Source organism: Nocardioides salsibiostraticola, from assembly GCF_054783655.1.
Map to the genome: position 1 here is coordinate 231,263 of NZ_BAAGQD010000026.1, position 26,447 is coordinate 257,709.

Consider the following 26,447-nt stretch of genomic DNA (forward strand, 5'->3'; position numbering starts at 1 on the left):
CCGCTACGACGGGCCTAGAGCGGGTCGGGCGCCGACTCGGGTAGTGCTTCGGGCGTCGGGATCGGCGTTGGCGTGGGGGTCGGCGTTGGCGTGGGAGTCGGTGTGGGAGTCGGTTCGGGTTCGGGCTCCGGCTCGACGAAGGTCGAGACCAACAGGGTGATCGTCGAGCCCTGGGGAGGAGTCTCGCCGGAGTCCGGGCTCTGGCGCACCACGGTGCCCTTGGGCTCGGTGGTGTTGGCCGTGCCCACGATGGAGACCTTGAAACCCGCGTCCTGGATGCGGCTCTGGGCCTCGCCCTGCTTCAGGCCCACCACACTGGGGACCTCTTCGGGCCCGTCGGACCAGAAGATCGTCACGAGGGTGTCCTCGGCCACCATCTGCCCCACAGCGGGGTCGGTGCGGATGACCGTGCCGCGGGGGAGGTCGGACTCGGCCTCCTCGCGTTTGACCCGCAGGTTCTGGTTGCGCAGGACGTCGGCCGCTGCCGCTCGGTCCTGACCCACCACGGCGGGTACGGCGACCTCGGGCTTGCCGTCGGAGATCACGTAGTCCACCGAGGTCCCCGGGGCGACGTACTGGTCCTGGTTCGGGGTCTGTTCGAGGATCTCCCCGGAGGGGACCTCGTCATCGGTTCGGTTGCTCCGGTTGCCGACCGCCAGGCCGGCGTCACCGATGGCGTTGCGGGCCTCGGGCTCGGTCATCCCGACCAGGCGGGGGACCTGCACCTCCTCGGGAGGCGATTCGAACAGGTCGGAGGTGAACAGGTAGTACCCCGCGACGATCAGGGCGGCAACGAGCGCGGCGATGAGGAAGTAGAGAAACCCGCGGCCGGCGGTCCGGTCATCCTCGGCCTTCGGTACGTCGGCGGGCAGGAAGGTCTCCCCAGTCACCGGCGGCGGTGGAGGGAGGGGGACACCGACCATGGTGGCGGGCGAGTCGGAGACCGCGGCGGGCACGGGTGCGGCGACCGGGTGCCCCTCGAGGTAGCGCTCGATGTCGGCACGCATGTCGGCGGCCGACTGGTAGCGGTCCTCGAGCCGCTTGGCCAGGGCCTTCAACACGATCGCGTCGATGGCCGGGGTCAACTCGGTGTCGTGGTCCGAGGGAGGCGTGACCGGTTCGCGGACGTGCTGGTAGGCCACCGCGACCGGGCTGTCGCCGATGAAGGGGGGTCGGCCGGTGAGAAGTTCGTAGAGCAGGCAGCCGGCGGAGTAGACGTCCGAGCGGGAGTCAACAGTCTCGCCGCGGGCCTGCTCGGGGGAGAGGTACTGCGCGGTGCCGACGACGGCCGCGGTCTGGGTCATCGTGGAGGCCGAGTCGCTGATGGCTCGAGCGATCCCGAAGTCCATCACCTTCACATCACCCGACGGGGTCAACATCACGTTGCCGGGCTTGATGTCGCGGTGGATGATCCCGGCACGGTGGCTGTAGTCGAGGGCCGAGAGCACACCTGAGCTGATCTCCAGGGCGCGCTCGGGCAGGATCTTGCGGCCCTCGCGCAGGATGTCGCGCAGGGTACGACCGGCGACGAACTCCATGACGATGTAGGGCTGGGCGATCGGCTGACCGTCCTCGCCCATGACGTCGGTGGGCTCCTCGCCGGTGTCGTAGACCGCGACGATGGAGGGGTGGTTCAGCGACGCGGAGGACTGGGCCTCGCGACGGAAGCGGGCCTGGAAGGTGGCGTCGCTGGCCAGATCGGTGCGCAGTCGCTTGACCGCCACGATGCGTCCCAGGCGCGAGTCGGTGCCTTGACGGACCTCGGCCATGCCGCCACGACCGAGCACATCTCCCAGCTCGTAGCGGCCGCCGACCGTGGTCGGTTGCTGCTCACTCATGGAGTTCCTTGATCGGTGGGGGGTGTGGTGGTCGGGTCACCGGTGGGTGCTGCCGTGGGCGTCTCGGTGGGGGTCGGCGTCGGTTCCGGGGTCGGTTCCTCGGTGGGCTCGGGCTGCTCGCCCCAGAAGCTGACGGTCACCGTGGAGCCGGCGGCGAGTTCACCGGTCGGGTTCACGTCGTCGACCAGGCCCGCGGTCTCGTCACCGGGGTTGTCCAGCTCGTTCCGGGTGACGCTCAGGCCCATGCCCTCGAGGTCGGAGGCCACCTCGTCGATGGGGCGACCGATGTAGTTCCCGGCGTCCACCGTCACCGTTTCCGGCTCGGGTTCGGGCTCGGTGGTCGGCTCGTCGGTGGTGGGATCCTCGGTCGGCTGGGTGGCGCTGGACGTGGGCGACGTGGGTGCGTCGGTCGTGTCGTCCCCACCGGTCAGCGCGATGATCCCGATGATGATCAGGGCGATCACCAGCAGAACGATCACGACCGGGATCCAGGGACTGGTCCGGTCGGTGCTGGCCGCCGAGGCCGCTGCTGGTGCGGCCTCCGGCGGGGCGATCGGGGTGGACAGGGTCGGCGACATGACCTGGGTGGCGTCGGCGGCAGGGACGGCTGCTGCAGCGGCTGCTGCAGCCGCCGGTGCGGACAGTACGGCGGTCGCGGGGTCGCGCAGCGCGGCGGCGAAGGCGGCGCCGTCGGGGTACCGGTCGGCCGGGTTCTTCGACAGCGCTCTGTAGACCACAGCCGCCAGATCGGAGGGTACGTCGTCAGGCAGGTCGGGCACGGGCTGCTGGAGGTGGGCCAGGGCGGTCGCGACCGGGCTGTCGGCGTCGAAGGGCCGACGTCCGGCCAGGCACTCGAAGGCCACGACGCCGAGGGAGTAGACGTCCGAGGCGGGGCTGGCGGTCTCCCCGCGGGCCTGCTCGGGGGAGAGGTACTGCGGGGTCCCCATCACCGCACCGGTCTGGGTGATCCCCACTCCGTCGGCGGCGCGGGCGATCCCGAAGTCGGTGATCTTGATGACCCCGTCGGGGGTGACCATCAGGTTGGCGGGTTTGACGTCGCGGTGCACGATCCCGGCGCGGTGGGCGGCGCCCAGCGCGTCGCCGGCCTGTCCGAGGAGGTCGCTGACCGCGGTCGGGTCGAGCTCGCGACCCTCCTGGGCGCCCTGGGCGAGCAGGGCGGAGAGGGGCTGTCCGTCGACGAGTTCCATGACGAGGTAGGTCCGCGGCGCGTACGAACCATCCTTCGGGGGGGCCTCACCGAAGTCGTAGATGCTGGCCACGTTGGGGTGGTGCAACGCCGCGGCGTGACGGGCCTCGGTCTCGAAGCGGGCCCGGAACTTCGGGTCGTCGGCGTACTCGGCCTTGAGGAGCTTGACCGCCACCACGCGTCCCAGCACGGTGTCGGTGGCGCGCCAGACCTCGCCCATGCCTCCGGTGGCGATGCGGGACTCGAGGCGGTAGCGGCCTGCGGCATCGAGGGTCGGGGAGTTGTCGCTTCCTGAGTCGTTCATCGAATCACAGCTTCCATGACGGCTTTGGCGATCGGACCGCCCAGGGCGCCACCGGCGATGCTCTCGCGGGGGACGTTGGGCGCCGACTCGATCATGACGGCTACCGCAACCTCGGGGTCCTCGGCGGGGGCGAAGGAGACGAACCAGGCGTACGGCGGGCCGTCGCCCCCGCTCTGTGCGGTGCCGGTTTTGCCGGCCACCGAGACGCCGGGGATGGCGGCGGCTGAGGCGGTGCCCTGCTCGACGGTCGCGACGAGCAGTTTGGTGAGGTCGCTCGCGGTCGCCGAGGAGATGGCGGGGCGGAAGTCCTCATCGGAGGTCTTGTCGAGGGGTTCGAAGGAGGCCGACTGGACCTCGTCGACGATGTAGGGGCGCTTGACGACGCCCTCGTTGGCGATGCCGGCGGCGACCATGGCCATCTGCAGCGGGGTGGCCCGGACCTCGAACTGGCCGATGCCGGTCTGACCGGTCTCCGGGGCGTTCGACCCCTCGGGGAACACCGACTTGGCCTGCGGGCCGAGGTCCTCGAGGTAGTCGGCGTTGAAGCCGAACGCCTCGGCCGCGGCCAGCATCTTCTCCGACCCCAGGTCGACCGCGAGGCGGGCGAAGGTGGTGTTGCAGGAGTTCTCCATGGCGGTGGAGAAGCTGATCATCTCGGGGTTGCAGGCCGAGCGGCCCTCGTTGTCGACCAGGCCGGTGTCGCCGGTGGTCTGCGGGAGTTGGTACGTCGCCCCACCCGGCACCTGGGAGTCCGCGTCGTACTGTCCGCTCTCGATCGCGGCTGCGGCGGTGACGAGCTTGAAGGTGGACCCGGGAGGCAGGGTCTTCTGGATGGCCCGGTTGAGCAGCGGCTCCCCGTCGGCGCTGTTGAGGCGTTCGAAGTCGGAGTTGACCGCGGAGAAGTCGTGGGAGGCCAGCAGGTTCGGGTCGTAGCTCGGCAGCGAGACCATCGCCAGGATCTTCCCGGTGCGGGGATCCAGCGCCACCACGGAGCCCTCACCCTCGGGGCCGATGGTGTTCAGCAGGCCGTCGTACGCCGCGTCCTGGGCGTCCGGGTCGAGGGTCAGTTGGACGCTGCCGCCCTTCTGCGCCTTGTTGCTCAGCAGGTCGACCAGCTTGGTGACGAACAGGCGGTCGTCCTCCCCGGAGAGCACCTCGTTCTGCGCCCGCTCGATCCCGGTCTGGCTGAAGAAGGAGAAGAAGCCCGTGATGGGGGCGTACTTGAAGGGCTGGTCGTAGGTGCGCTGGAACTCGTACTGGTCGTCGACCTCGACGCTGTCGGCGATCGGGGTGCGCCCGACGAGGATCGCGCCGCGTTCGACCGAGTACGCCGCCTCGATGACCCGACGGTTGCGCGGGTTGTTGTCGAGCTCGGAGGCCTGGCCGAACTGCAGGTAGGTGGCGTTGAGCATCAGCGCCACGAACAGCAGGAGGCAGAACAGGGAGATGGTCCGGATGGGTTTGTTCATAGCTTGATCACCTGGGTCGACTCGTCGGCCGGACTCTCGGACTCGGACAGGTCCGGGATGGGTCGGCGGGCCTGGTCAGAGACCCGTAGGAGCAGGGCGATGATCACCCAGTTGGCGACCAGCGAGGAGCCGCCGTAGGACAGGAACGGCGTGGTCAGACCGGTCAGGGGGATCAGGCGGGTGACCCCGCCGATCACGACGAACACCTGGAGGGCGAACACGCCCCCGAGGCCGGTGGCCAGCAGTTTCCCGAAGCCGTCGCGGGAGATGAGCGCGGCGCGCAGGGCGCGTTCGACGATGAGGCCGTAGATGAGGATGACCGCGATGACTCCGGTCAGACCGAGCTCCTCACCGATGGAGCCGATGATGAAGTCGGACTCGGCGAAGGGGATCCGGCCGGGGTCGCCGCCGCCGAAGCCGCGACCGATCAGGCCGCCCCAGGCCATGCCGAACATGCCCTCGACGATCTGGCCGGACCCGGGGGTCTGGTCGACGTACTTGAAGGGGTCGAGCCAGATGTTGACGCGGTTCTGGACGTGCCCGAACTGGGAGTAGGCGGCCAGGGCGCCGGCGAAGAACATGGTCGCGCCGACCACCAGCCAGCCGGGTCGTTCGGTGGCGACGTAGAGCATGATCAGGAACAGGCCGAAGAACAGCAGGCTGGAGCCGAGGTCCTTCTGGAAGATCAGGATGCCCAGGCTGACCAGCCACATCGCGGCGATCGGGCCGAGGTCGCGACCGCGCGGCAGGTCGACCACCAACAGCCGACGACCGGCCAGCGCGAGGGCGTCGCGGTGTTGGACGAGGTAGCCGGCGAAGGCGATGACCAGCAGCACCTTGGCGACCTCGCCGGGCTGGAAGCTCAGGGGTCCGACGTTGATCCAGATCCGGGCGCCGTTGATGGTCTTGCCGACGCCGGGGACCATCGGCAACAGCAGCAGCAGGATCGCGCCGAGGCCGGCGGTGTAGGTGAAGCGGGTCAGGGTCCGGTGGTCGCGGAGCACCACCAGGGTGATGACGAACAGCAGCACCCCGACCGTCATCCAGGTCAGTTGGCGTTGGGCGAAGGAGGTGCCGTCCTCCAGGTCGAGGCGGTAGATCACGGCCAGACCCAGCCCGTTGAGGGCCGCGACCATGGGCAGCAGCACGGGGTCGGCGTACGGCGCGACGAGGCGGATGGCCACGTGGGCGATGACCGTCAGGGCGGCCAACCAGCCGCCGTACCCGATGATGTTGGTGGGGACCGAGCCCTCGACGCCGAGCCCGACAGCGGCGTACGCACCGACGCCGACGGCCAGCGCGAGGATGAGCAGGAAGAGTTCGGCACCGCGGCGTCGGCGGTGCACGAAGCCCATCAGCAGGGAGCCCTGGCCGGGGGTGGTGAGGCCGCGCTGGCTCATCCGGTCTCCTGCGTGGCGACGGGAGCCATCTCGTCGGCCAGGTTCTGGACGGCCGAGCGGGCGCCGGTCAGATCGTTGACGTCGATGCCGTCGCGCACCTTGCGGGCATCGAAGTCGCTGAGGCGGTCGGTGGTGACGTCGGTCAGCTCGTAGGGCTCGGACAGGGCCAGGCCGGGGAGGTCGGCGTTGAGGCCGCGGAAGATCACCACGACGCCGTCCTGCTCGCCGACGTAGAACTGCCGTTGGGACCAGGAGTACGCCGCCGCGACGCCGGCCCACACTGCGCCGGCGACGATGATCAGGACGAGCAGGCGGCTCAGCCAGGCGTAGCGCTGAGGGGGCCGCGGTGCGTAGCGGACCTCTTCGGGGTCGATCGGGTCGCTGGCGATGGCGTAGGGGACGTCGCCGAGGATCTCGGCGTCGATGGGCTCCATCTCACCGGTGTCACCCGAGCGGTGTCCGCGGAACATGGATCCGACGCCGGTGGAGCGGCTGCTGCGGCGGCGCAGTTCGGCGGCGGCACCGACCAGGAGGGGCTCCAGGGCGGCGTAGGACTGGTCGGCCGCGGCCTGTTCGGCGGTGATGACGTCGGCGACCACACAGGTCACGTTGTCGGAGCTGCCGGCCTCGAGGCTGGCGCGGACGAGTTCGACGGCGGCGTAGTCGGGGGACCCGGAGCGCAGGATGTCGGCCAGGCGGCTGTCCTCGAGTACTCCGCAGGCACCGTCACTGCAGAGGAACAGGCGGTCGCCGGGGACGACCTCGAGGACGAAGAGGTCGGGTTCGGCCTCGTGGAAGCCGTCGAGGGCCTTGAGGATGATGTTGCGGTGCGGGTGGACCCGGGCCTCGGCCTCGGTGATCCGGCCCTCGTCGATGAGGCTCTGGACGAAGGTGTGGTCGGTGGTGAGCTGGGAGATCTCACCGTCGCGGTAGAGGTAGGCGCGTGAGTCGCCGACGTGGCCGACCCCGACACGTGAGCCGTCGAAGAGCAGCACGGTGGCGGTGGTGCTGGTGCCGTTGAGGGCGGGGTCCTCGTCGACGAGGCGACCGATGGCGACGTGGGCGTCGTGCAGGGAGTTGGTGACCCGGTCGAGTGGGTCGCCGAGGTCGTGGGGGTCCTGGTCGAGCTTGCGGAGTTCGGAGACAGCGGTGCCGGAGGCGATGTCACCGCGGGCGGCGCCGCCCACGCCGTCACAGACGGCCAACAGCCAGGGTCCGGCGTACCCGGAGTCCTGGTTGTCCTTGCGGACCCGGCCGACGTCGGAGATCCCCGAGTAGTGCAGACGCAGCGGCTCGCGCGGCGCCTGGACGGGCGGCGTCTCGGCAGTCGTCTCGGCAGGGTTCTGTTCGGCGGGGGCCTGCTCAGGGTCGGTGGAGGTCACTTGCGCAACTCCAGGATGGTCTTGCCGATCCGCACCTGGGTGCCGAGCGTGAGCGTGGTCGGCTGCGTGATGCGCACGGTGCCGATGTAGGTGCCGTTGGTGGAGCCGAGGTCCTCGACGAACCACTGGTCACCGGAGGCCGCGATGCGGGCGTGGCGGGTGGAGACGTAGTCGTCGTCGAGCCGGATGGCGGCGTCGGTGCCGCGTCCGATGAGGATCGGGGCATTCTCCAGGGAGGCGGTGGCACCGTCGTTGGTGCCGGCGGTGACAACGACCTGGGTGGGGGCGCCGCGACGCTTGCGGGGCGGCTTGCTGGAGGTGTTGGGCTTGCCGGGGCGGGCGGGGGGCGCGTTGCGCGAACCCTCGGGCACCCGGGCGCCGAACATGTCCGAGCGGATCACCGAGATGGCGGCGAGCACGAAGATCCACAAGATGGCCAGGTAGGCGATCTTGATCAGGAAGAGGGTCAGCTCAGACACCGAAGCCCACCTGTCCGTTGGCTTGGTCGTCCTGGACGATGCGCACGGTCAGGGTGGTGGCGCCGATCTTGACCGACATCCCGTCGCGCATCGTGGCGCGGGGGACCTTGCGGCCCTCCACGAGCATGCCGTTGGTGGAGCCCATGTCATGTACCTCGATCTGGGGGTCGTCCTCGGCGCGGCCGGAGGTGACGATGAACTCGATGTGGCGGCGGCTCACACCTGGGTCGTTGATGCGCAGGTCGGCGTCGGTGCCGCGACCGACGACGAGGCTGGGCGGTTGCAGGGGGTGTTCGGTGCCGTTGACCTCGAGGAGGGCGCGGGCGCGGCTGACCTGGGTGTGGGTGCTGTTGCCGGTCACCTGGGCCTGGGCCTGGCTGCGGATCCGGAACCGGCCGGTGGTGAGGTCCTCGGCGGATTCGAAGTTGATCTTGATCGGACCGGTGAAGACGTAGCCCTGCTGGTCGGCGTGCTTCTTCAACTGGTCGGCGAGGTCGGAGGCCATCGCGGAGTCGTACGGCGAGAGCCGGTCCAGGTCGGTGCCGGACAGTTCGACATGGAAGACGTTGGGCACCATGCGTCGGTCGCGGCTGAGGATCTGAGCGTTGTTGTCGCACTCGCGCTGGAGGGCGGCGGCGATCTCGACGGGTTGTACGGCGCTGCGGAAGGCGCGCGCGAAGACTCCGGAGATCATCGATTCGAGGCGTTGCTCGAACTTCTGAAGGCCACTCATGGGGCACGCCTCCTTCGCGGGGGCCGGGGGTGGGAGCACAGGACAGCGGGACGACTCGGCATCGACCTGCCGTCGATCGTATCGGGGAGAGTGGGTCGAGTGGGGAACTGCGCGACCCATGGTGCCCCACGTCTGCGCTGAGCGCGGCCTCGCGCGGGTCCCGCCGGGGGCGGTTTTGGTCCTGCGAGCGGCCCTGGGATAGCCTTCACCAGTTACTTTGCGCGAGTGGCGGAACGGCAGACGCGCTGGCTTCAGGTGCCAGTGTCCGAAAGGGCGTGGGGGTTCAAATCCCCCCTCGCGCACAGATGATTCGAAACCCGGCCCGGGTGATCTGGGTCGGGTTTTGTGCTTCCCGGCTCGACCGCCGGGCTCAGTTGCTACTGACCGGTAGCTAAGTGAGACCATGAGCCCATGAGCGAGCACGCGTTCGACTGGACGGTCCCGCACACCGATGAGCGCACCGTCCGCCGGCCGCTGCGGCCGGCCGAGGATCCCTTTTACGACGCGCCGGCCGACGTCAGGGCTCTGGCGCCAGGCACCATCGTGCGCAGTCGGCAGGTGAACATCGCGTTCCTGGGTCTCGTCACGCAGCGCGGGCTGACCGCGTGGCAGCTCGCCTACCGCAGCACCGACCTGCACGGACAGGCCGAGGTCGCGGTGACGACGGTCCTCGTGCCACGCGGGCATGACCCGAAGCACCCCCAGCGGCTCGTCGCCTACCAGTGTGCGATCGACGCCGTGTCCGACCGCTGCTTCCCTTCCTATGCCCTGCGTCCGGGGGCCCGGGCATGGGGTGCGCTGCCGCAGTTCGAGCTGACGATCATCGCCGGCCTGCTCGACAAGGGGTACGTCGTCAGCCTCAGCGATCACGAGGGGCGACACGGACACTTCGCCGCGCCGCGAGAGCCGGGCTACCGGGTGCTCGACGGGATCCGCGCCGCGACGGCGTACCCGCCCACCGGGATGACCCGGAACACGCCCGTCGGGCTGATCGGCTACTCCGGAGGCGGCATGGCCTCGGCCTGGGCGGCGGAGATGGCACCGCGTTACGCACCTGAGATCCCGATCGTTGGCGCCGTCCTGGGTTCACCGGTCGGCGACCCCGGTGAGGCCTTCATCAAACTCAATGGCGGGCTCAACGCGGGCCTTCCGGCCCTCGTCGTGTCTGGTCTGCGTCACGCTTACCCAGGTCTCGGCAAGATCGTGCGCCGACACACGCACGCCGATGGCATCAGGCGCCTCGACCAGCTCCAGGAGATGACGACCGTCGAGGCCGTGGTGCGCTACGCGTTCGACGACTTCGACGACTTCGTCGACCCGCCCCTGGCCGACGTCCTCGCCGAGCCTGAGGTGATCGAGGTGTTCAACGACCTCCGCCTCGGCCTCGCCGCTCCTCAGTGCCCCGTCCTGGTGGTGCAATCGGTCCACGACCAGATCATCGACGTCGCCGACGTCGACGGGCAGGTCGCCCGGTACGTCGAGGCAGGCGTCGAGGTGAGCTATGTGCGCGATCGGCTCAGCGAGCACATCTCACTGATGATCATCGGTCTGCCGGCGATGTTGACCTGGCTCGAGAAGCGTTTCCGGGACGACTCGGCGCCGGTCACGACCGGCACGCGCACCGTCAGTTCGATCGCGTTCTCACCACGGTCGTTGCCGGGCTTCGTCCGCATGTTCATCGGTGCAGCGAAGACGGTCACCGGTCGCGCCGGCTGACGGCGCCGCGACTGGTTGTCCCACAAGCCGATCCTGACCCGAGCAGCTTCAGCCGGGGTGACCCGTCAAACGTGCAATAGGCGCTCAAGCGGACGCAGGAGCCGCTCATGAGGGCGATCGAAGCCTCCATTGCACGTTTGAACGGTCAGTACGCGGCTGGGCCACCCAGGCCGAGGCTGGAGCGTGGGAGCAAGGTGCGGTCGCCAGTCCAGGCGCCGCTTGAGGTTGCGCTGCGGATGGTGCTCGACAGGTGGTGAGCGGGATGCTTCGTGTCCCGCAACACCCGTCCGGTGATGTTTCCGGGACGGGGGTCCGATCCGGCTGCGTCCATCGCGGGGGATGGGCCACGGTCGCCCAAGTAGGCCGCCCAGGGGCTTGAGTCCGACGGGCTCCGCGCCATACGCCCGAAGCCGCGGCCATGTCCGAACAGGACGGGGCGCATACCCGGGAGGACGATTGCCGAAGATGCTCAAGCCATCTCGGGGACGTGCAGATGGGCGTAGGCGAGGTCGAAGGCGTGGACATCCATGATCTCGCCGCCTGCCTCGCTCGCCGCCCGGCTGCGCATGTCGTCGGCCGACATGCTGCTTGCGTCCATCGCGGCCCGGGTCTCCCAGGCCGTGGTCGCGCAGCAAAGACCGGCGGACCGGTTCACGAGCAGGCTGGCGCTGCAGAATCCAGGGGTCTGTTCGAGTGCAGGAAGGATCCCTAGCCGGAATGTCTCGGTCATGGCGTCGAGGTCACCTTGGACCCAGCTGACTCGGCAGCACTCACCGTGATGGGTGCGATGCATGACGGCGATCTCCCACTCGTCCACCTGCATGGAGCCGCCGAGAATCTCCTGTCCGCGGTCACGGAGCGGGCGAACTTGCTCGTCGCTTGCGCGCATCAACTCCTCGTTCTCCCACGAGGTCGTGGCGATGCACTGACCGGTCTCGCGGTCGACCAGCAACGAGAGGCCGCGACAGCCCTCGATGGTGTCGAGCATCGGTGCGGCCTCGTTCTTGACGAACATGATGCCCGCGTCGACCGCGCTGGGCATTCCGTTGAGTGTGATGGAACGTGCGTACATGGCCCGCTTCTCTCTGAAGTGAGCGGCGCCCGACCGGCACCGCCGGTACTTCCCTGCCTACTCCTCTCGGCGCGCGGACGCCAGACCCAGCTCCTCGACGCCTCAGTGATCGGTGACCCTGGTTCCGCTGAGGTCGGCGGCGGTCCGGGTGAACATGCCACCGACGGAGTTGTCGACGTGTTCGCGATCCGACTGACCCACAACACCACCGCAGTCCAGCCGGTGAGCACGCTCGCGGTCGTTGCGGTCTACGGGTTGTTCTTCACCCGCAGCCTGAGTGAGTGGTGGCCGGTCGCCCCGTCGGGGAACGGCGGCGTGAGTTGCTCTTTCTGGATGGTCCCGTCGGCCGCGACGCAGCGCGCCGAGACAACGTGCGTTCCCGGCCTCACGTTCACCTTTGCGCGCCAACGTCGCCAGGAGGTGGGTCCCAGGTCGTCGGCCAGTTCGGCAGAGATCCAGGGACCGTCGTCGATCCTCACCTGGACGTCGGCGACGCCGTCGTTCGCGGGCGCCCAGGCAGTGCCGAACACCGTGAGCGAACCACCGACGTCGATGGCGCCCTGGGGGAGTCGGGGAGGCATCGCGATCGCTCCGGGGTGGTCGATGCGCGCCATGGGGGGCAGTTTGACGTCGTCGCGCGGCCAGCCACGAGCAACCCAGGTGGCGACTTCTTGTCCGGCGGGGGCGAGCGTCAGGCGGTGCAACCATTTGGTGCCGTTGTACTGCCCGGCCAGTCCCGGAGTCATGATTCGTGCCGGGAATCCATGGCCTGCGGGGAGGGTCTGTCCGCCCATCCCCACCACGAGCCACGACGAGGCTTCCAGGGCCCTAGCGAGAGGGAGGACCTGCTTGTATCCGTCGACTGCCTCCATCACCAGGTCGGTGCCGGACAGGTCGGCGGGGAGTTCCACACCCAGGGCCTCGAAGAGTGCCGGTAGGTCGACACCGGTCCAGCGCTGGTGACCGAGACGGTCCCAACCGAGCCGGTTGTGGATGCAGATCAACAGGGCGTCGCGCTCGCGCAGCGGCAGTTCCAGAAGGTCGTCCAGCGTGACCTGGGCACGCGTCCCGTCTAAACCGACCACCTGCAGGCGCCAGGTCGCAGGGTCGATCAGCGGTGAGCGGAGGTTCACGTCAGTTTGGTAGAAGCGATCGATGTCGGTGAACAAGGGCTCCGCGCCCTGCCATCCTTCGCCGCCGTCGATCAGCTCCGGCAGTGGGTCGGCGACGCGGATCTGGGTCCTGTTGCGATCCTGGTCCGACTCGAGAGCCGCGAGGTGCCGTCGGCTCGAGACATAGGCGGCGAGCCCGATCGCGCCAGCGACGACGCCGAGCATCGGTCCACGGGACTGCCCCCTGCTCGGACTGCTCGGAGCCGCCAGACCTGCGGCCAGTGCGACGCCGCCCACGAGGTTCGCGCGCAAGAAGGGTTTGTCGGTCGTTCCCAGAAAACGAACCGTCTCCTCGACCACAGGCAAAGGCACGCGGTCGACCACGACCCGTCCGATCGCATCTACGAGGCTCCGACCCGAGATCGCCGCCCCCCGCTCGGTGAGGCCCAGAAGCAGGAGCACACCGCCGGCGGTGTCGACACGAAATCTGAGCACCGCGCGAGCCTAGACCCGAGGAGCGCCAACGGGGGCCTATCTCGTGGATCGCCCGGCGGCGCCAACAGTTCTCACGTCGACACGTCACACCCATCGAGGAACCCGGCTGCGGCCCGGTGGGACCCATTCGGCAGTCCGCGCCAGTTCCCGAGATGGACGTGCAGTACGACCCACGCCCGAGGCACCATACGACCATGACGGAAACGACAGAGCTCGGGCCAGTTGCCCGCACCTGGCGCATCGCTTCGTCGGGAGATGCCCTGCAACTGGTGGCCGAGGGCGTGGCCACCTTCGCCGGCTTCGGCATCGCGACCATGCTGATCATGGATGGTGACATGAGCGAATGCGTCGCCGTAGCAGGCGAGGAGCAGCCCAGTGGGGTGCTCGGCTCGCGTGCGCCGAGCCGTTTCCTTCGCGAGGCACTGGAGGCCTCCGAGCACTGGGGGCCACTCCGCTTCCTGTCCCACGAGAATCTCGATCCGGCGGCGATCGCGCACGCCATCGTCCCTGACCTCCCCGTCAGTGATGATCCTGAGGACTGGCACCCCCTCAACAGCCTTGTCCTGCCGATCTGCGACCGCGAAGGGAACCTTCGAGCCGCACTGGCGATCGACGCCCCGCTCGACGGCCGGATCCCCAACAGTGAACAGCGTCGCCAGCTCGAGAACTACAGCATCCATGCCCGTCGCGCGATCTTGACGACCTTGGACCGGGAGAAGCTCGCGGAGCGGATCGCCGTGAGCGGCGCCGCGCGGCGGGTCGTGCGGGCCGCCAGTGGTGCCCTATCGCTCGCGGAGGTGCTCGAGAAGTCGAAAGCCGCGCTTCTCGAAGGCTTCGCAGCGGACGAACTGTGGTGGCAACTGTTGACCGTCCCGGCTTCCCTGCAGCCGTTGCTGGACTCGCTCGAGATCGACAAGCCGCCCGGACTTCACGAACGGACCCCGGACCTGGCCCGTGCCGTCGCCCAACAGGCATGGCGAGACCAGAGCGTGATCGTGGCCCGCGCCGGTCAAGGGATACACGCCCCGGAAGCCTACGAGCCCGAGATCCTGCAGGCCGCCGAAGAGTTCCTCGCTCGTGACGAAACCGGTTCGCTGCTGGTCATTCCGTTGGGGGCAGGTGAGGATTGTTTGGGCATGGTGGTTCTGCACCGTCGCGACGGCTCCGGCTGGACGACGGTCGAGACCGAAGAAGCGCTCGACGTGGGCCACGACCTGGGTCGCGCCCTGCTCAATGCGCACAACTACGAGGGCGAGCTGGCGCAGGTACGCCGGCTCCAGGCGATGGACACCTACAAGAGCCAACTCATCAGCACCGTCTCTCACGAACTCCGTACTCCGCTGACCTCGATCGTCGGGAACCTCGAGATCCTGCAAGAGCTCATCAGCGACGCTGATCTGGATCCCATGCTCGCGCGCGCGGCCGCCGCCACCGACCGCGGTGCCCAACGCTTGGGCGCCATCGTCGAGGACCTCCTGCTGCTGTCACGGGTCACGGACCCCAACGCATCGATGTCCCGCGAGCGAGTCGACCTCGGCGAGATCGTCGCCGACGTCCTGGCCCTGCACTCCACGACGGCGCGTCAACAAGGCATCGAGGTCGTTGTCGCCAGCGCCTCCGAACCCGTCATCTTGTTGGGCGTCGCCTCGGAGCTGGACCGTGTCGTCGTCAACCTGGTCAGCAACGCCGTCAAGTACAGCCCTTCGGGCAGCACCGTGCGGGTGAGTATGGAGAACATCGGGAAGGAAGCGGTGCTGGTCGTAGCCGATGACGGTTACGGCATCTCGCAGGCGGATCAGAAGAAACTCTTCCGGGAGTTCTTTCGCTCCAACAATCCGAAGACGATCCAGGTGCGAGGCACGGGCCTCGGCCTCGCGATCGTGCAGCGGATCGTTGATCGCCACGGCGGTCGCATCGAGCTGAGCTCCCAACTGGGGGTCGGGAGCGAGTTCCGGGTCTACCTACCGCGCGCGAAGGGCTGATTCCGGCGACCCACTAGAGTTCGCACGCCTGGGAAGGGGCACCCAATGATCACCGTCATGGCCGGGACCGAGGTCCCGGCGTACCTCGCTCCAGCAGCAGCCCTCGTGGTCGCGGCCGCCCTGGTCGGCTACCTCAGCGTCAAGTGTCGTGTCGTCCCGATCGTCGGGTTCCTGCTGGCGGGCGTGATCATCGGGCCCGCGCAGCTCGGACTGGTCGCGAACACCGAGTCGGTCCGAGCGGTCGCCGACATCGGCATCATCCTGCTGTTGTTCACCATCGGGATCGAGTTCTCCCTCGAGCGGTTGGCCAAGGTCTGGCGCTGGATCGTGTTGGGCGGTGGGGCCCAGGTGACCCTCGCCGCGGCCGCGACGGTCGGGCTGGTCGCGATCCTGGGGGAGAACTGGCGCATCGGCCTTTTCACCGGCTTCGTCGTGGCGCTGTCCAGCACAGCGATCGTGCTGACGATTCTCGCCGACAGCGGCCAGACCAACAGCGTGCAGGGCCGCCTGGCCCTCTCGGTGCTGATCCTTCAGGACCTTGCCGTGGTGGCCATGGTCGTGGTCGTCCCCCTGCTGGCCGCCGACGCCGACGGCGGGGCCTCACCCATCCTGCGGGCACTCGGCACCGCGCTCGCAGTCATCGCCCTGGTCCTGATCGTGGCCCGACGCCTGATGCCGAAGGTGCTCGAACGGGTCGCCGGCCTCTGCTCGCCCGAGGTCTTCCTGCTGAGCATCATCGCGATCTGCCTCGGCACCGCCTACCTGACCGCGCTGGTCGGGGTCAGCGTCTCCCTCGGTGCGTTCCTGGCCGGTCTGGTCGTCAGCGAGAGCCGGCAGAGCACCCAGGCGCTGTCCGAGGTCCTGCCCCTGAAGATCATCTTCTCGGCCGTCTTCTTCGTCTCGGTCGGCATGTTCCTCGATCTCGGCTTCGTCTTCAGCAACCTGCCGCTGGTGCTCGGCCTCGCGGTCGGCGTACTCGTGCTGAAGGCGGCGACCACCACCCTGGCGCTCCTACCCACGGGAGTGGGGTGGCGCCAGGCCCTGGCCGCTGCTCTGCTGCTCGGCCAGATCGGTGAGTTCTCCTTCGTCCTGCTCAACGCGGGTGACGACGCGGGCCTGAGCCCGGGCGGGCTCGAGGATGACGGGTTCCAGGCGGTCGTGGCCGTCACCGTCCTGCTCATGGTCGCGACCCCGATGCTGGCCGCGCTCGGGAATCGCCTCGTCCTCGCCGGACCCGGCGACGCCCAGGCCGAGGAGGTGGAGCGCATCGACGGGGAATGGACCGATCACGTGGTGATCCTCGGGTGGGGCTCGGACTCCATCGAGTTGGCCCGCGAGCTGGACAGCCGCGACATCCCCGTGGTGATGACCACCCTCAACCCGACCGGGGTCCGCGCCGCGGAGGCCGCCGGCCTCTCGGTGGTCACCGGTGACCCGACCCGGTCCTCGATCATGGAGATGGTCGCCGTCTCCGACGCCCGGCTGGTCATCATCGCCGAGGACGAACCGGAGCGCACCGCCGAGATCGCCACCATCGTGCGGGACCTGACCAAGGCGCCGATCGTGGCGCGGGCCCAGACCCACGAGGGGCTGGAGGCCTACGCCACCGCCGGGGTCGATCACCTCATCGACCCCCAGGCCGCCAGCCGCTACCACCTGTTCATCACCGTGCTCGACCAGTTGGAACTGCCGCGGCACCCGCCCCCGGCTCCCGGCTCCCGCAACCGCACCTGGGCCGACACCTCCCACCTGATTCACCGACCCGTCCCCGAGGACTCCGGTTGCACCCACCCCGAGGCGTCGGTCCCCGTGCTGCCGAAGACCCAGGCCTGCCTGGAGTGCCTACGCGACGGATCAGAATGGGTACACCTGCGGGTCTGCCTCGGCTGTGGCCACGTCGGGTGCTGCGACTCCTCGGCCGGTCGTCACGCCCGGGGTCACTACAAGGACTCGGGACACCCGGTGATGGGCAGCGCCGAACCCGGCGAGGACTGGGCCTACTGCTTCGAGGACGACGTCACCTTCGAGTAGTCCGATTCGCCTGTGCGGCCCGGTTCGCGTCATTAGCCTCACCCCATGAACGAACCCACCTTCAGCCGCAGCGCCTCGCTCCTGCGCGTGGTCGCGGCGTACGTCGCCGTCCTCATCGTCGGAGTCGCGTGGCTCTATCTCGGCCCGGACACCGCCTACCTGTGGCTCGACGCCCTGATTGCGGACCTCCTCGCGACCCTGGTGATCTTCGGCTTCAGCCGGTACTACGGCAACAGCAGCTTCTACGACGCCTACTGGAGCGTCATCCCTCCGCTGCTCGCCCTCTACTGGTGGAGCGAGTCCTCCCTGGGGATCGATGACCTGCGCGCCTGGCTGGTCCTCGGCGTCATCACCTTGTGGGCGGTGCGGCTGACCGGCAACTGGGTCCACACCTTCCCCGGCCTGCACCACGAGGACTGGCGCTACCCGATGTTGCGCGAGGAGGCCGGCAAGGCCGAGGTCCTCGTCGACTTCTTCGGCATCCACCTCTTCCCCACGCTCCAGGTCTTCCTGGCCACGGTGCCGGCGTACGTCGCGCTGACCGTCACCGACCGCGGCGTCGGCATCATCGACGTGATCGCCGTCCTGGTCGGCGTGGGCGCCGTCGCTCTCGAGTTCGGCGCCGACACCCAGATGCACGCCTTCGTGCGCAACCGGACCCCCGGACAGGTCATGGACACCGGGCTGTGGGCCTGGTCGCGGCACCCGAACTACTTCGGGGAGATCAGCTTCTGGCTCTCGGTCGCCCTCTTCGGACTGGCTGCCTCACCGGGTGACTTCTGGTGGCTCTTCGCCGGCGTCGCCGCGATGGTCGCCATGTTCGTCGGGGTCAGTATCCCGATGATGGAGAAGCGCAGTCTGGAGCGGCGACCGAGCTATCAGGACGTGATCGACCGCGTCCCGATGCTCGTGCCACGTCCGCCCCGCTCGACCGGCCGCCGGAAGGCTCCCAAGTCGGGCAGCAGGTCCAGCAAGGCCACCCGGGAGTGACCCGATCCGGTCCTCGACCACGTGTGGTGGTCGCGGGGCTCGGCGACAGCGGCCTCCTGACCGCCATCCGCCTGGCCCGGCACTGCGACGTCGTGGGCATCTCCTCCAAACCCGGCCTGGTCAGCGGCCAGGAGTTGGGGGCGCGGTTGGCCCGCCCCCAGATCTGGGCTCGTGACTACTGGATCGGCTTCGAGCGCTACCGACGGCTCGACGGTGTCCGCACCGTGCACGGGATGCTGACCGGCGTGGACCTGGCGGCCCGGACGGTGTCGGTCCAGGGCGCCGAGGGCACCACCACCCACGAGCCGTACGACGTCCTGGTCGTCTCCACGGGAGTCACCAACGGATTCTGGCGACGCCCACACCTGCAGACCACCGCCGAGATCGCCGCGGAACTCGACGACGCCCACCGCCAACTGGCCCGGGCCGATTCGATCGCCGTCCTCGGGGGAGGGGCCGCCGCGGTGAGTACCGCCGCCAACCTGGCCCTGGAGTGGCCGTTGAAGCACGTCGAGCTCTACTTCCCCAGTGACCGCGCGCTGCCCCAGCACCACGGCCGGACCTGGGCCGCGGTCCGGCGGCGTCTGATCGACCGGGGGGTCGTCCTGCACCCGAACCACCGGGCCGTCGTACCGGAAGGTTTCACGTGCAACCGCATCACCTCCGACCCGGTCACCTGGAGCACCGGGCAGGACCCGGTCCACGCCGACGCCGTCGTCTGGGCAATCGGACGGGTCCAGCCGAACACCTCATGGCTGCCGCCCGAGGTCCTCGACGACGCCGGGTTCGTCCGCGTCGACCCCGACCTGAGCGTCCCCGGCCAAGCAGGGGTCTTCGCGCTCGGGGACGTCGCCGCGACCGATCCGCTGCGTTCCTCGGCCCGGAACCGGGCCGACACCCTCCTGGCGAGCAACATCCGAGCCCACCTGACGGGCAAACGGTTGCAGCGCTACCGACCACCGAAACGCCGCTGGGGCTCCGTCCTCGGGGTGCAACCCAACGGGCTCGAGGTCTTCTCCGGCTCAGGACGCCTGCTGCGCTTCCCCGCCTGGTCCATCGACCGGGTCCTGCAGCCGTGGATCGTGCGGCGCGGGATCTACCGGGGCGTGCGGGGCGACTGAGCCGGGGGCCGGTGAATCACAGTGAGCCTGGAAGGTCGCTCGGTTCGTGTTCCCGGAGCCGGCCAGCGACCCGGTGCAAGTCGTCGCGTAGGTCCGCCAGTTCGGTCGAGGTCAGACCGGTGGCGCTCTGGGCCTCCCGCTGCACCGCCCGGACGCTCGCCTCGAGCGCGTGGCCCTGAGGGGTGCACGCAAGTTCCACGGTGCGCTCGTCGGTGGGGCTGCGGTGTCGCGTGATCAGGCCCCGCTGCTCGAGGCGCTTGAGCAACGGGGACAGCGTGGCGCTGTCGAGATGGAGCCGCCGCGAGAGTTCGCCCATGGAGACCGCGTCGACCTCCCACAACACCAGCAGGACGACGTACTGCGGATAGGTAAGGCCGAGCCCCGCAAGACCTGTCCGGTAGGCCCCGGTCATGGCGCGGGAGGCGCTGTAGAGGGCGAAGCAGAGTTGCTGGTCCAGGGTCGGGTCCGACGCTTCGACGGTGGCGGTCATGGACGCAGACTAGTGGCCAAACGATTTGTGCACGATTTAATCGTGCCCTATTGACTTGATGCGGTGAACCTCTGACAGTGGTGTGACCCACACCACACCGCTCTGAAGGCAGGTTCACATGACCGACGAATCCCTCTACCACCGCCTCGGCGGCACCTACGGCATCGCCGGAGCCGTCAACATCCTGGTCGACCGGCTCTTCGCCAACTTCGCGGTGAACGCCAACGAGGCCGTGCATGAACACCACGGCGATCCGGACAACGGACCCGGCTACAAGTTCCTGGTCACCGCCTGGTCCATCCAGGCGGCCGGCGGTCCCCAGTGCTACCCGGGTATGGACATGGTCAAGGCCCACGAGACGCTCGCGATCACCACCGACCAGTTCGACGCCGTGGCGACGGAGATCGCCGCCACGCTGGCGTTTCTGGCGGTCCCGAAGGCTGAGCACGACGAGTTCATGGCGATCATCGAGAGCTACCGCTCCGAGGTGGTCACCGCCGACGTGCCCGTCCCGGCCTGAGCGAAGCAGTCGCTACGCCCCGAAGGGTGAGTTTCCACCGACCGGACGGTTGCTCATTTAACTTCCCCGACTTCGCACGTACCATATAAATCACCGGGCGTGCCCCTACGCGGGGCCACCGGAGTCGCCCCTGCTCGACCGTGGGGGGAGGGCAGGGGCGACGCGTCCGGCGTTGGGGTCGAGATCACCCCTAGGGGCCTTCGGTGCCGGCCACCGAGTGCGTAGGTTTGACGCATGTCAGCCACCAGCATCCTCGACGCCGCACTCGATCGCTCGATCCTCCTCGGCTACTCCAAGATCGGCTCCGCCCTGCGCCGCAAGTGGTGGGCGGCCGACCCCGGGGCCGGCAGCCTGCGCGGCAAGCGGGTCCTGGTCACCGGCGCCACCTCCGGGATCGGCGAGGCCATGGTGGAGTCCTTCGCCGCGCTGGGAGCCACGGTCCACGTCCTGGGCCGCAACGAGGTCAAGACCCGCAACGTCGCCGAGCGCCTGCGCAACGCCCACCCGCACGTCGAGGTGGTCGAGGAACTGTGCGACATCAGCGACCTGGACGCCGTGAACGCCTGGTGCACCGACTTCCTCGGCCGCGTCCCGATGCTCCACGGCCTGGTCCACAACGCCGGGGTGATGACCAAGGAACGCCAGGAGTCCAAGCAGGGCAACGAGATGGCCCTGGCCGCCCACGTCCTGGGACCCCACCTGATGGTCGACCGGCTCCTCCCCATCCTGGAGAACGCCGAGGAGTCCACGGTCGTGTTCATGTCCTCCGGCGGGATGTACGGCGCCAAGTTGCCCACCGAGGACATCCAGTTCGCCCAGGGTGAGTACGACGGCGTCCAGGGTTATGCCCGCACCAAGCGGATGCAGGTCGTGCTGGCCGAAGCCTGGTCCAAGCGCCTGCGCGGCACCGGGACCCGGGTCGAGTCCATGCACCCGGGCTGGGTCGGGACCCCCGGGGTGGCCGACAGCCTGCCGACCTTCAACAAGGTGCTCGGCCGGGTGCTGCGCGACTCCGAGGACGGCGCGGACACGGCCGTGTGGCTCGTCGCCACCCGTCCGCACTCCGACGGCAGCCACCACTTCTGGCACGACCGCGCATTGCGGCCGACCACCGTCGGGTGGCAGCGTGACAAGGACGGCCCCAAGACCCCGGACCTGTTGCGTCAGATCACCGCCCTGACCGGCACGGAATGGCCGACCTGAGACTCCCCTGGTGGTGATGGCCCGGCCCGCATACTGGGCGCGTGCATGCTCCCACCCCGGAAACGACCGACCTGACCGAACCACTGCGCTCGCGGTGGAGCCCGAGCATCTTCGACGACCGTCACGAGCTCGACGACGACCAGGTCGAGCTGCTGCTCCACGCCGCCCAGTGGGCCCCGAGCTCGGGAAACTCCCAACCGTGGAGCTTCCTGGTCCTGCGCCGCGGTTCTGCCGGTCACCAGACCCTGGTCTCCCACCTGTCCCGCGGCAACGCCGGGTGGGTGCCCCGGGCGTCCGTGGTGATCCTCGCGGCCACCCAGATCGCGGTCGACCCAGCGCTCGAGCCCCCGGGTGAGGGGGAGCGGCCCCCGAAGCCGGTGAACCCGGCGTACTCCTACTACGACCTCGGACAGTCGGCCGCCCACCTGACCCTGCAGGCCCACGCGATGGATCTGTTCGCCCACCAGTTCGCCGGCTTCGACCGCGAAGCCACCGCGCGGGACCTCGGCGTCCCCGACCACTTCGCGATCCCCGCCGGGATCGCGCTCGGAATGCGGGGGGACCCGCACGACGTGGACGAACGCGACCGGGACCGAGAGCAGCGTCCTCGTGAACGTCGGCCGCTCACCGACGTGGCCCACCTGGACCGGTGGGACGGAGCGTGGGGTCGGCCCCCGGCATGAAGAACCGCCGCGGCGCGGTGCTCGTCCTGTTGTTCATGACGGTCCTGATCAACCTCCCGATCGTGCACGGCACCTGGACGGCCTGGCGCATCGACCACAGTGGGGTGGACGTGACGGCCGTCGTCACCGACGACTTCGTGATCTCCCCCGAGAACGACCCCCGCTACTTCGTCGAGTTCCAGTACGACGCGGAGTTCGACCCCGCGCAGACCCTCCGGGCGGCGTCGGTGGACCAGGCGACGTACGCCCAGGCCATCGAGTCCGAGGAGATCGCGGTTCGGGTGCTGGGCGATGACCCGGGGGCTTACAAGGTCCAGGGTCAGCAGACGAGCCGGGCGGGTTGGGTGATCAGCCTGCTGGCGAACCTGGTGCTGCTCAGCCTGTGGGTGCTGCTCTGGCGCACCCGTTCGTTCGGGTCGGGTGAGGCGGACCTCCACCTTGTCGCGGTCGAGGACATCTCGCGGTGCAAGCCGGGCGCCTCGGTGGAGCGGGTGGGGAGTGACACCTACCTGGTCAGCGGCGAGATCTTCGCCATCACCGACGACGCGGTGGTCCTGGATCTGGGGGATCGCAAGGTGCACATCACGATGGCCGGTTTCGCCAATCCGGTGGGGTACCAACAGCCCGCCCAGGTGACCGGACGCATGGTGCCAGCCACCCGCTGACTAGGCGGCACAAACTAGGCTTGCGCGCATGACTGCTTTCTCAGCCAGCACCACCGCGGAGGCCGTTGTCCCCGCCGAACGCCAGAAGATCTGGGATGCACTGATCGATCCCGATCTGGTGGCCAAGATGACCCCCTTCGTGCGCTCCATCAAGGCCGACGGCGACTACTGGATCTGGTCGATGTCCGGGCTCGAGGTGGCAGGCCTGGGGTTCGCGCCGGTCTTCACCGAGCGGATGACCCTGAAGAACCTCGAGCGCATCGAGTTCGTCCACGAGCCCCCGAACGGTGGGCAGGAGAAGGCCGGGGTCCACGGGTGGTACGACCTCTCCGAGGCCGACGGAGGAACCCTGCTGAAGACCAGCCTCGAGATCTGCGCCGACATCCGCGCCCCGAAGTTCTCCGGACCGGCCGTCCGCAGCACCATGAAGGGCGTCATGGCGACCATGGGTGACCGGTTCTCGAAGAACCTCCTCAAGCACCTCGGCGTCGACTGACGCCAGGGCTCAACCGGCGGTGCTGTTCGAGACCAGATCGCGCTCCGCCGCGGCGGCGTCCTCCGCCTCCGCGGCGAGGACCTGGTTGAGCTTGTCGCCCTCCACGTCGACGTTGGGCAGGATCTTGTCCAGCCAGGCCGGAAGCCACCAGGCCTTCTCGCCCAGGATGTAGAGCAGCGACGGGATCAGGACCAGCCGCACGATGAAGGCGTCGAACACGATGGCGATGGCCAGAGCGAAGCCGATCGACTTGATCAGCACGTCGTCCTCGAGCATGAAGGCAGCGAACACCGCGATCATGATCGTGGCGGCCGCGGTGACGACCCGCGCGGAGTTGCGGAACCCATCGACCACCGCGTCGTGGGTCGACATGCCGTGCACGTGCGCCTCGCGGATCCGGGTCACCAGGAAGACCTGATAGTCCATGGCCAACCCGAAGACGACACCGATCAGGAAGATCGGCATGAACGACACGATGGGTTGACCCTCGACCAGACCGAAGGCTCCCTCCTGGAACACCGCCACGGTCGCACCCAGGGTGGCGAGCATGGAGAGCAGGAAGCCGAGGGTGGCGGTCAGCGGCACGAGGATCGACCGGAAGACCAACATCAGCAGGATGAAGGCCAGGCCGATCACGATCGCGAGGTATACCGGCAGGGCGTCGGACAGCCGGTCCGACACATCGGTGGTGATGGCGGTCAGGCCGGTGACACCGGTGGTGGTGTCGGTCTCGGCCTCGATGTCGCTCTGGGTCTCCCGCAGGTCCACCAGGAGGTCCTCGGTGGCCTGGTCGGCAGGACCGGACGAGGGAGTCACCTGGATCAGGGCGCCGGTGGCCGTGTTGTCCGGACCGGGCTCCTGGGTGGGATCGATGTTGGTCACGGCGACCTGAGCGTTGGCCACGCCGTCCTTGGAGCCGGCCCAGTCGGCGACGGCAGCGAACGCAGCGCCACGGTCGTCGGCCGGTACGTCGCCGGCGTCGACGACGACCAGCAACGGACCCTCGCGACCGGGGCCGAAGGCCTCGGAGATCAGGTCGGAGGCCTTGCGCTGAGTGGTGTCACTCGGCGCGGTGCTGTCGGTCGGGAAGGCCAGCTGAAGACTCTGCAGCGGCAACGCGAGGGCACCGAGGCCGAGGATGACGACGACCACGAAGGCGACGGGCCGCTTGGCCAGCGTCCGCGCCCAGCGGACGCCGTTGTTCAGGACCAGTCCGGATTCCTCGCGGGCCGGGACCCGGCGGCGCACGTTCCCACCGAAGGCCTTGGACTTCAGCAGGCCGAGGATGGCGGGGAGCAGGGTGAGGGCGACCAGGACGGCGATGAAGACCGTGGCGGCGGCGGCCAGACCCATGGCGCTCAGGAACGGGATGTTGACGACCAGGAGCGCCGACAGTGCGATGATGACGGTCAGGCCAGCGAAGACAACCGCCGAACCAGCGGTTCCGACGGCACGACCGATGGCTTCGGCCCGGTCGTCGGTCTTCTCCAACTCGGTGCGGTAGCGGGCCAGGATGAACAGGGTGTAGTCGATCCCGACCGCGAGTCCGATCATCGTGGCCAGGATCGGCGCGCTGGAGCTGACGTCGATCAGGGCCGTCATGGCGGTAATCCCGGTCAGGCCGAGAGCCAGGCCGAGCACGGCGCTGAGGATCGGTAGTCCGGCGGCGACCATCGAGCCGAAGGTGAGCACGAGGACCATCAGAGCGACAGCGATGCCGAGCAGCTCGGCGGTGCCACCGGGCGGGTCCTGCGCGGTCATGCCCTGCCCGTTGGCCTCAGCCACCAGGCCGTCCTCCTGGGCGGCCTTCATGGCGTCCTGGACACCTTCGCGCGCCGCGGGCTCCACGTCGACGATCGTGTCCGCGTCGAAGGCGAAGGTGATCAGACCGAAGCGACCGTCCTGGGAGAGCGGCGAGACCGCAGCAGCGTTGGCCTCGGCCTTCTCCTGCGAACCGCCGCCCTGCGCGGCGCCGTCCAGGAACAGCTGCTTCTGGGCGTCAGCGGCTTCCACCGGGCTGACCAGGGCCGGCTCGGCCGGGACCTGAGTGACGCCGTTCAGGTCGGCGATCAGGTCGTCCACGGCGGCGGCGTACTTGGAATCACGCAGCGTGCTGCCCTCGGGTGCTCCGACGACCACGTTGACGGTGGCCTGGTCGAAGGCGTCCTCGGAGGCCGGGAAGAGCTCCGCCTGGAGGTCCGCCGCCTGCTCCGAGGGGATCCCCGGGATGGAGAAGGAGTCGTTGGCCGGCTTGGAGAACAGCGCGGCGACGGTGCCGACGACGATCAGGGCGACGAGCCAGCCGGCCATGAAGCGCGGCCAGTGTCGATAGGCGTTCTTGCCGATGCGGTAGAGGAAGGTGGCCATCAGGGCTCCTGTGGGGTGGTGGTCTGGGGTAGGGGTGATGTGGTGTTGGTGCCGGTGATGGGGGTGCCCGCCAGGAGTTCGCGGGCGTTGGCGAGGTTCAGGTCGAACAGTTCGCCCAGGCGCGCAGGTTCCGGTTTGCCGTCTGCGCTGTCTGCGTTGTCGGTGGAGTCCTCCAGGACGCTGAGCAGGCAGGTGTCGACCAGCGCGACGATCAGTCGCACGAGGAGTCGCGCCTTGTTGTGATCGATCCGGGTGCCCTCGCGCTCGACGATGCGCTCGACCAGTTCCCGGGTGATCTCCTCGAAGCGCTCGTGGATGGTCACCGCGAGCCGCGGGTTGGCCATCAGGATCTCGCGGCGCAGCGCGATGGTGTCGCGGTCGAAGTCGCGGTCGTCCAGGACGCTCTTGGCCAGGTCTCCCAGATCGCCGAAGAGGTCGCCGGTGGGTCCACCCGCCACGAACTGCTCGACGCGTTCAGGCGAGGCCTCGGGATGTCCGCCGAGGACCGCGTCGAGCTTTCCGGGCACGTGGTTGAACAGGGTGCGCCGCGAGACGCCGACGGCCTCGGCCAACTCGTCCATGGTCCAGCCGTCGAGGCCGTGCTCGCGGGTCAGCAGCAGTGCCTGCTGCTCGATGGAGCGCAGAGTGTCGATGCGGCGCTGGGCCCGCACACCGGTTGCACTGATGGTCAC

At 68.9% G+C, this 26,447-nt stretch carries 22 protein-coding genes and 1 tRNA gene; 11 read left to right on the plus strand and 12 right to left on the minus strand.

Annotated features, from left to right (window positions below):
• Positions 1–14: 14 nt before the first annotated feature.
• From pknB to ACYVLV_RS15670, 7 genes are read right to left on the minus strand one after another with little or no spacing between them, the layout of a single operon-like run.
• Positions 15–1,838 (minus strand): Stk1 family PASTA domain-containing Ser/Thr kinase, encoded by a 1,824-nt coding sequence (pknB, locus tag ACYVLV_RS15640; protein WP_460811334.1) that lies wholly within the window; start codon positions 1,836–1,838, stop codon positions 15–17.
• Positions 1,835–3,349 carry a serine/threonine-protein kinase gene (locus ACYVLV_RS15645; RefSeq protein WP_460811335.1) on the minus strand — a complete coding sequence of 505 codons (1,515 nt, stop codon included), beginning with the start codon at positions 3,347–3,349 and terminating at the stop codon, positions 1,835–1,837. The genes pknB and ACYVLV_RS15645 overlap by 4 nt, the downstream gene beginning before the upstream one ends.
• Positions 3,346–4,818: a peptidoglycan D,D-transpeptidase FtsI family protein gene (locus tag ACYVLV_RS15650; protein WP_460811336.1), complete on the minus strand. Its 1,473-nt coding sequence runs from the start codon at positions 4,816–4,818 to the stop codon at positions 3,346–3,348. The genes ACYVLV_RS15645 and ACYVLV_RS15650 overlap by 4 nt, the downstream gene beginning before the upstream one ends.
• Positions 4,815–6,218 (minus strand): FtsW/RodA/SpoVE family cell cycle protein, encoded by a 1,404-nt coding sequence (locus tag ACYVLV_RS15655; RefSeq protein ID WP_460811337.1) that lies wholly within the window; start codon positions 6,216–6,218, stop codon positions 4,815–4,817. Before ACYVLV_RS15655 ends, ACYVLV_RS15650 begins: the two co-directional genes overlap by 4 nt.
• Positions 6,215–7,600, minus strand: a complete 1,386-nt coding sequence (locus ACYVLV_RS15660) for a PP2C family protein-serine/threonine phosphatase (protein ID WP_460811338.1) — start codon at positions 7,598–7,600, stop codon at positions 6,215–6,217. The genes ACYVLV_RS15655 and ACYVLV_RS15660 overlap by 4 nt, the downstream gene beginning before the upstream one ends.
• The gene (locus ACYVLV_RS15665; RefSeq protein ID WP_460811339.1) at positions 7,597–8,079 is read right to left on the minus strand and encodes an FHA domain-containing protein FhaB/FipA; all 483 of its coding nucleotides are present in this window, start codon (positions 8,077–8,079) and stop codon (positions 7,597–7,599) included. The genes ACYVLV_RS15660 and ACYVLV_RS15665 overlap by 4 nt, the downstream gene beginning before the upstream one ends.
• Positions 8,072–8,812 (minus strand): FhaA domain-containing protein, encoded by a 741-nt coding sequence (locus ACYVLV_RS15670; protein ID WP_460811340.1) that lies wholly within the window; start codon positions 8,810–8,812, stop codon positions 8,072–8,074. Before ACYVLV_RS15670 ends, ACYVLV_RS15665 begins: the two co-directional genes overlap by 8 nt.
• Positions 8,813–9,031: 219 nt before the next feature.
• Between ACYVLV_RS15670 and ACYVLV_RS15675 the strand changes: the two genes are divergently transcribed.
• Together ACYVLV_RS15675 and ACYVLV_RS15680 are read left to right on the plus strand one after the other, a co-directional pair.
• Positions 9,032–9,114, plus strand: a tRNA-Leu gene (locus tag ACYVLV_RS15675).
• A gap of 109 nt (positions 9,115–9,223) precedes the next feature.
• Complete coding sequence (locus ACYVLV_RS15680) at positions 9,224–10,528, plus strand: lipase family protein (RefSeq protein ID WP_460811341.1); 1,305 nt, start codon at positions 9,224–9,226, stop codon at positions 10,526–10,528.
• A gap of 469 nt (positions 10,529–10,997) precedes the next feature.
• Here the strand turns inward: ACYVLV_RS15680 and ACYVLV_RS15685 are convergent, their stop codons facing one another.
• Complete coding sequence (locus ACYVLV_RS15685) at positions 10,998–11,600, minus strand: hypothetical protein (protein ID WP_460811342.1); 603 nt, start codon at positions 11,598–11,600, stop codon at positions 10,998–11,000.
• Positions 11,601–11,848: 248 nt separating this feature from the next.
• Complete coding sequence (locus ACYVLV_RS15690) at positions 11,849–13,207, minus strand: molybdopterin-dependent oxidoreductase (RefSeq protein ID WP_460811343.1); 1,359 nt, start codon at positions 13,205–13,207, stop codon at positions 11,849–11,851.
• Between the two features lie 194 nt (positions 13,208–13,401).
• On the opposite strand from ACYVLV_RS15690, the gene ACYVLV_RS15695 reads away from it, so the two are divergent.
• From ACYVLV_RS15695 to ACYVLV_RS15710, 4 genes are read left to right on the plus strand one after another with little or no spacing between them, the layout of a single operon-like run.
• Positions 13,402–15,189 (plus strand): sensor histidine kinase, encoded by a 1,788-nt coding sequence (locus ACYVLV_RS15695; RefSeq protein WP_460811344.1) that lies wholly within the window; start codon positions 13,402–13,404, stop codon positions 15,187–15,189.
• Between the two features lie 45 nt (positions 15,190–15,234).
• A complete protein-coding gene (locus ACYVLV_RS15700; protein ID WP_460811345.1) occupies positions 15,235–17,220 on the plus strand; it encodes a cation:proton antiporter domain-containing protein in 1,986 nt (661 codons plus the stop codon).
• Between the two features lie 45 nt (positions 17,221–17,265).
• The gene (locus tag ACYVLV_RS15705; RefSeq protein ID WP_460811346.1) at positions 17,266–18,210 is read left to right on the plus strand and encodes a DUF1295 domain-containing protein; all 945 of its coding nucleotides are present in this window, start codon (positions 17,266–17,268) and stop codon (positions 18,208–18,210) included.
• Entirely contained in the window at positions 18,207–19,331 is a 1,125-nt protein-coding gene (locus ACYVLV_RS15710) for an NAD(P)/FAD-dependent oxidoreductase (protein ID WP_460811347.1), read from the plus strand. The genes ACYVLV_RS15705 and ACYVLV_RS15710 overlap by 4 nt, the downstream gene beginning before the upstream one ends.
• Positions 19,332–19,347: 16 nt before the next feature.
• Here the strand turns inward: ACYVLV_RS15710 and ACYVLV_RS15715 are convergent, their stop codons facing one another.
• Positions 19,348–19,821 carry a MarR family winged helix-turn-helix transcriptional regulator gene (locus ACYVLV_RS15715; protein WP_460811348.1) on the minus strand — a complete coding sequence of 158 codons (474 nt, stop codon included), beginning with the start codon at positions 19,819–19,821 and terminating at the stop codon, positions 19,348–19,350.
• Positions 19,822–19,939: 118 nt separating this feature from the next.
• Here ACYVLV_RS15715 and ACYVLV_RS15720 point away from each other — a divergent pair, with 118 nt between their 5' ends.
• From ACYVLV_RS15720 to ACYVLV_RS15740, 5 genes are all read left to right on the plus strand, one after another.
• On the plus strand, positions 19,940–20,341 hold the full coding sequence (locus ACYVLV_RS15720) for a group I truncated hemoglobin (RefSeq protein ID WP_460811349.1): 402 nt from the start codon (positions 19,940–19,942) through the stop codon (positions 20,339–20,341).
• Positions 20,342–20,575: 234 nt separating this feature from the next.
• The gene (locus ACYVLV_RS15725; protein WP_460811350.1) at positions 20,576–21,544 is read left to right on the plus strand and encodes an SDR family NAD(P)-dependent oxidoreductase; all 969 of its coding nucleotides are present in this window, start codon (positions 20,576–20,578) and stop codon (positions 21,542–21,544) included.
• Positions 21,545–21,585: 41 nt separating this feature from the next.
• A complete protein-coding gene (locus tag ACYVLV_RS15730; RefSeq protein WP_460811351.1) occupies positions 21,586–22,227 on the plus strand; it encodes a nitroreductase family protein in 642 nt (213 codons plus the stop codon).
• Positions 22,224–22,892, plus strand: coding sequence for a hypothetical protein (locus ACYVLV_RS15735; protein WP_460811352.1), 669 nt, complete (start codon positions 22,224–22,226; stop codon positions 22,890–22,892). Before ACYVLV_RS15730 ends, ACYVLV_RS15735 begins: the two co-directional genes overlap by 4 nt.
• 28 nt (positions 22,893–22,920) lie before the next feature.
• The gene (locus ACYVLV_RS15740; RefSeq protein WP_460811353.1) at positions 22,921–23,388 is read left to right on the plus strand and encodes a hypothetical protein; all 468 of its coding nucleotides are present in this window, start codon (positions 22,921–22,923) and stop codon (positions 23,386–23,388) included.
• Positions 23,389–23,397: 9 nt separating this feature from the next.
• Here ACYVLV_RS15740 and ACYVLV_RS15745 read toward each other — a convergent pair whose 3' ends face one another.
• Together ACYVLV_RS15745 and ACYVLV_RS15750 are read right to left on the minus strand one after the other, a co-directional pair.
• Complete coding sequence (locus ACYVLV_RS15745; protein ID WP_460811354.1) at positions 23,398–25,755, minus strand: MMPL family transporter; 2,358 nt, start codon at positions 25,753–25,755, stop codon at positions 23,398–23,400.
• Positions 25,755–26,447, minus strand: a complete 693-nt coding sequence (locus ACYVLV_RS15750; protein ID WP_460811355.1) for a TetR/AcrR family transcriptional regulator — start codon at positions 26,445–26,447, stop codon at positions 25,755–25,757. Before ACYVLV_RS15750 ends, ACYVLV_RS15745 begins: the two co-directional genes overlap by 1 nt.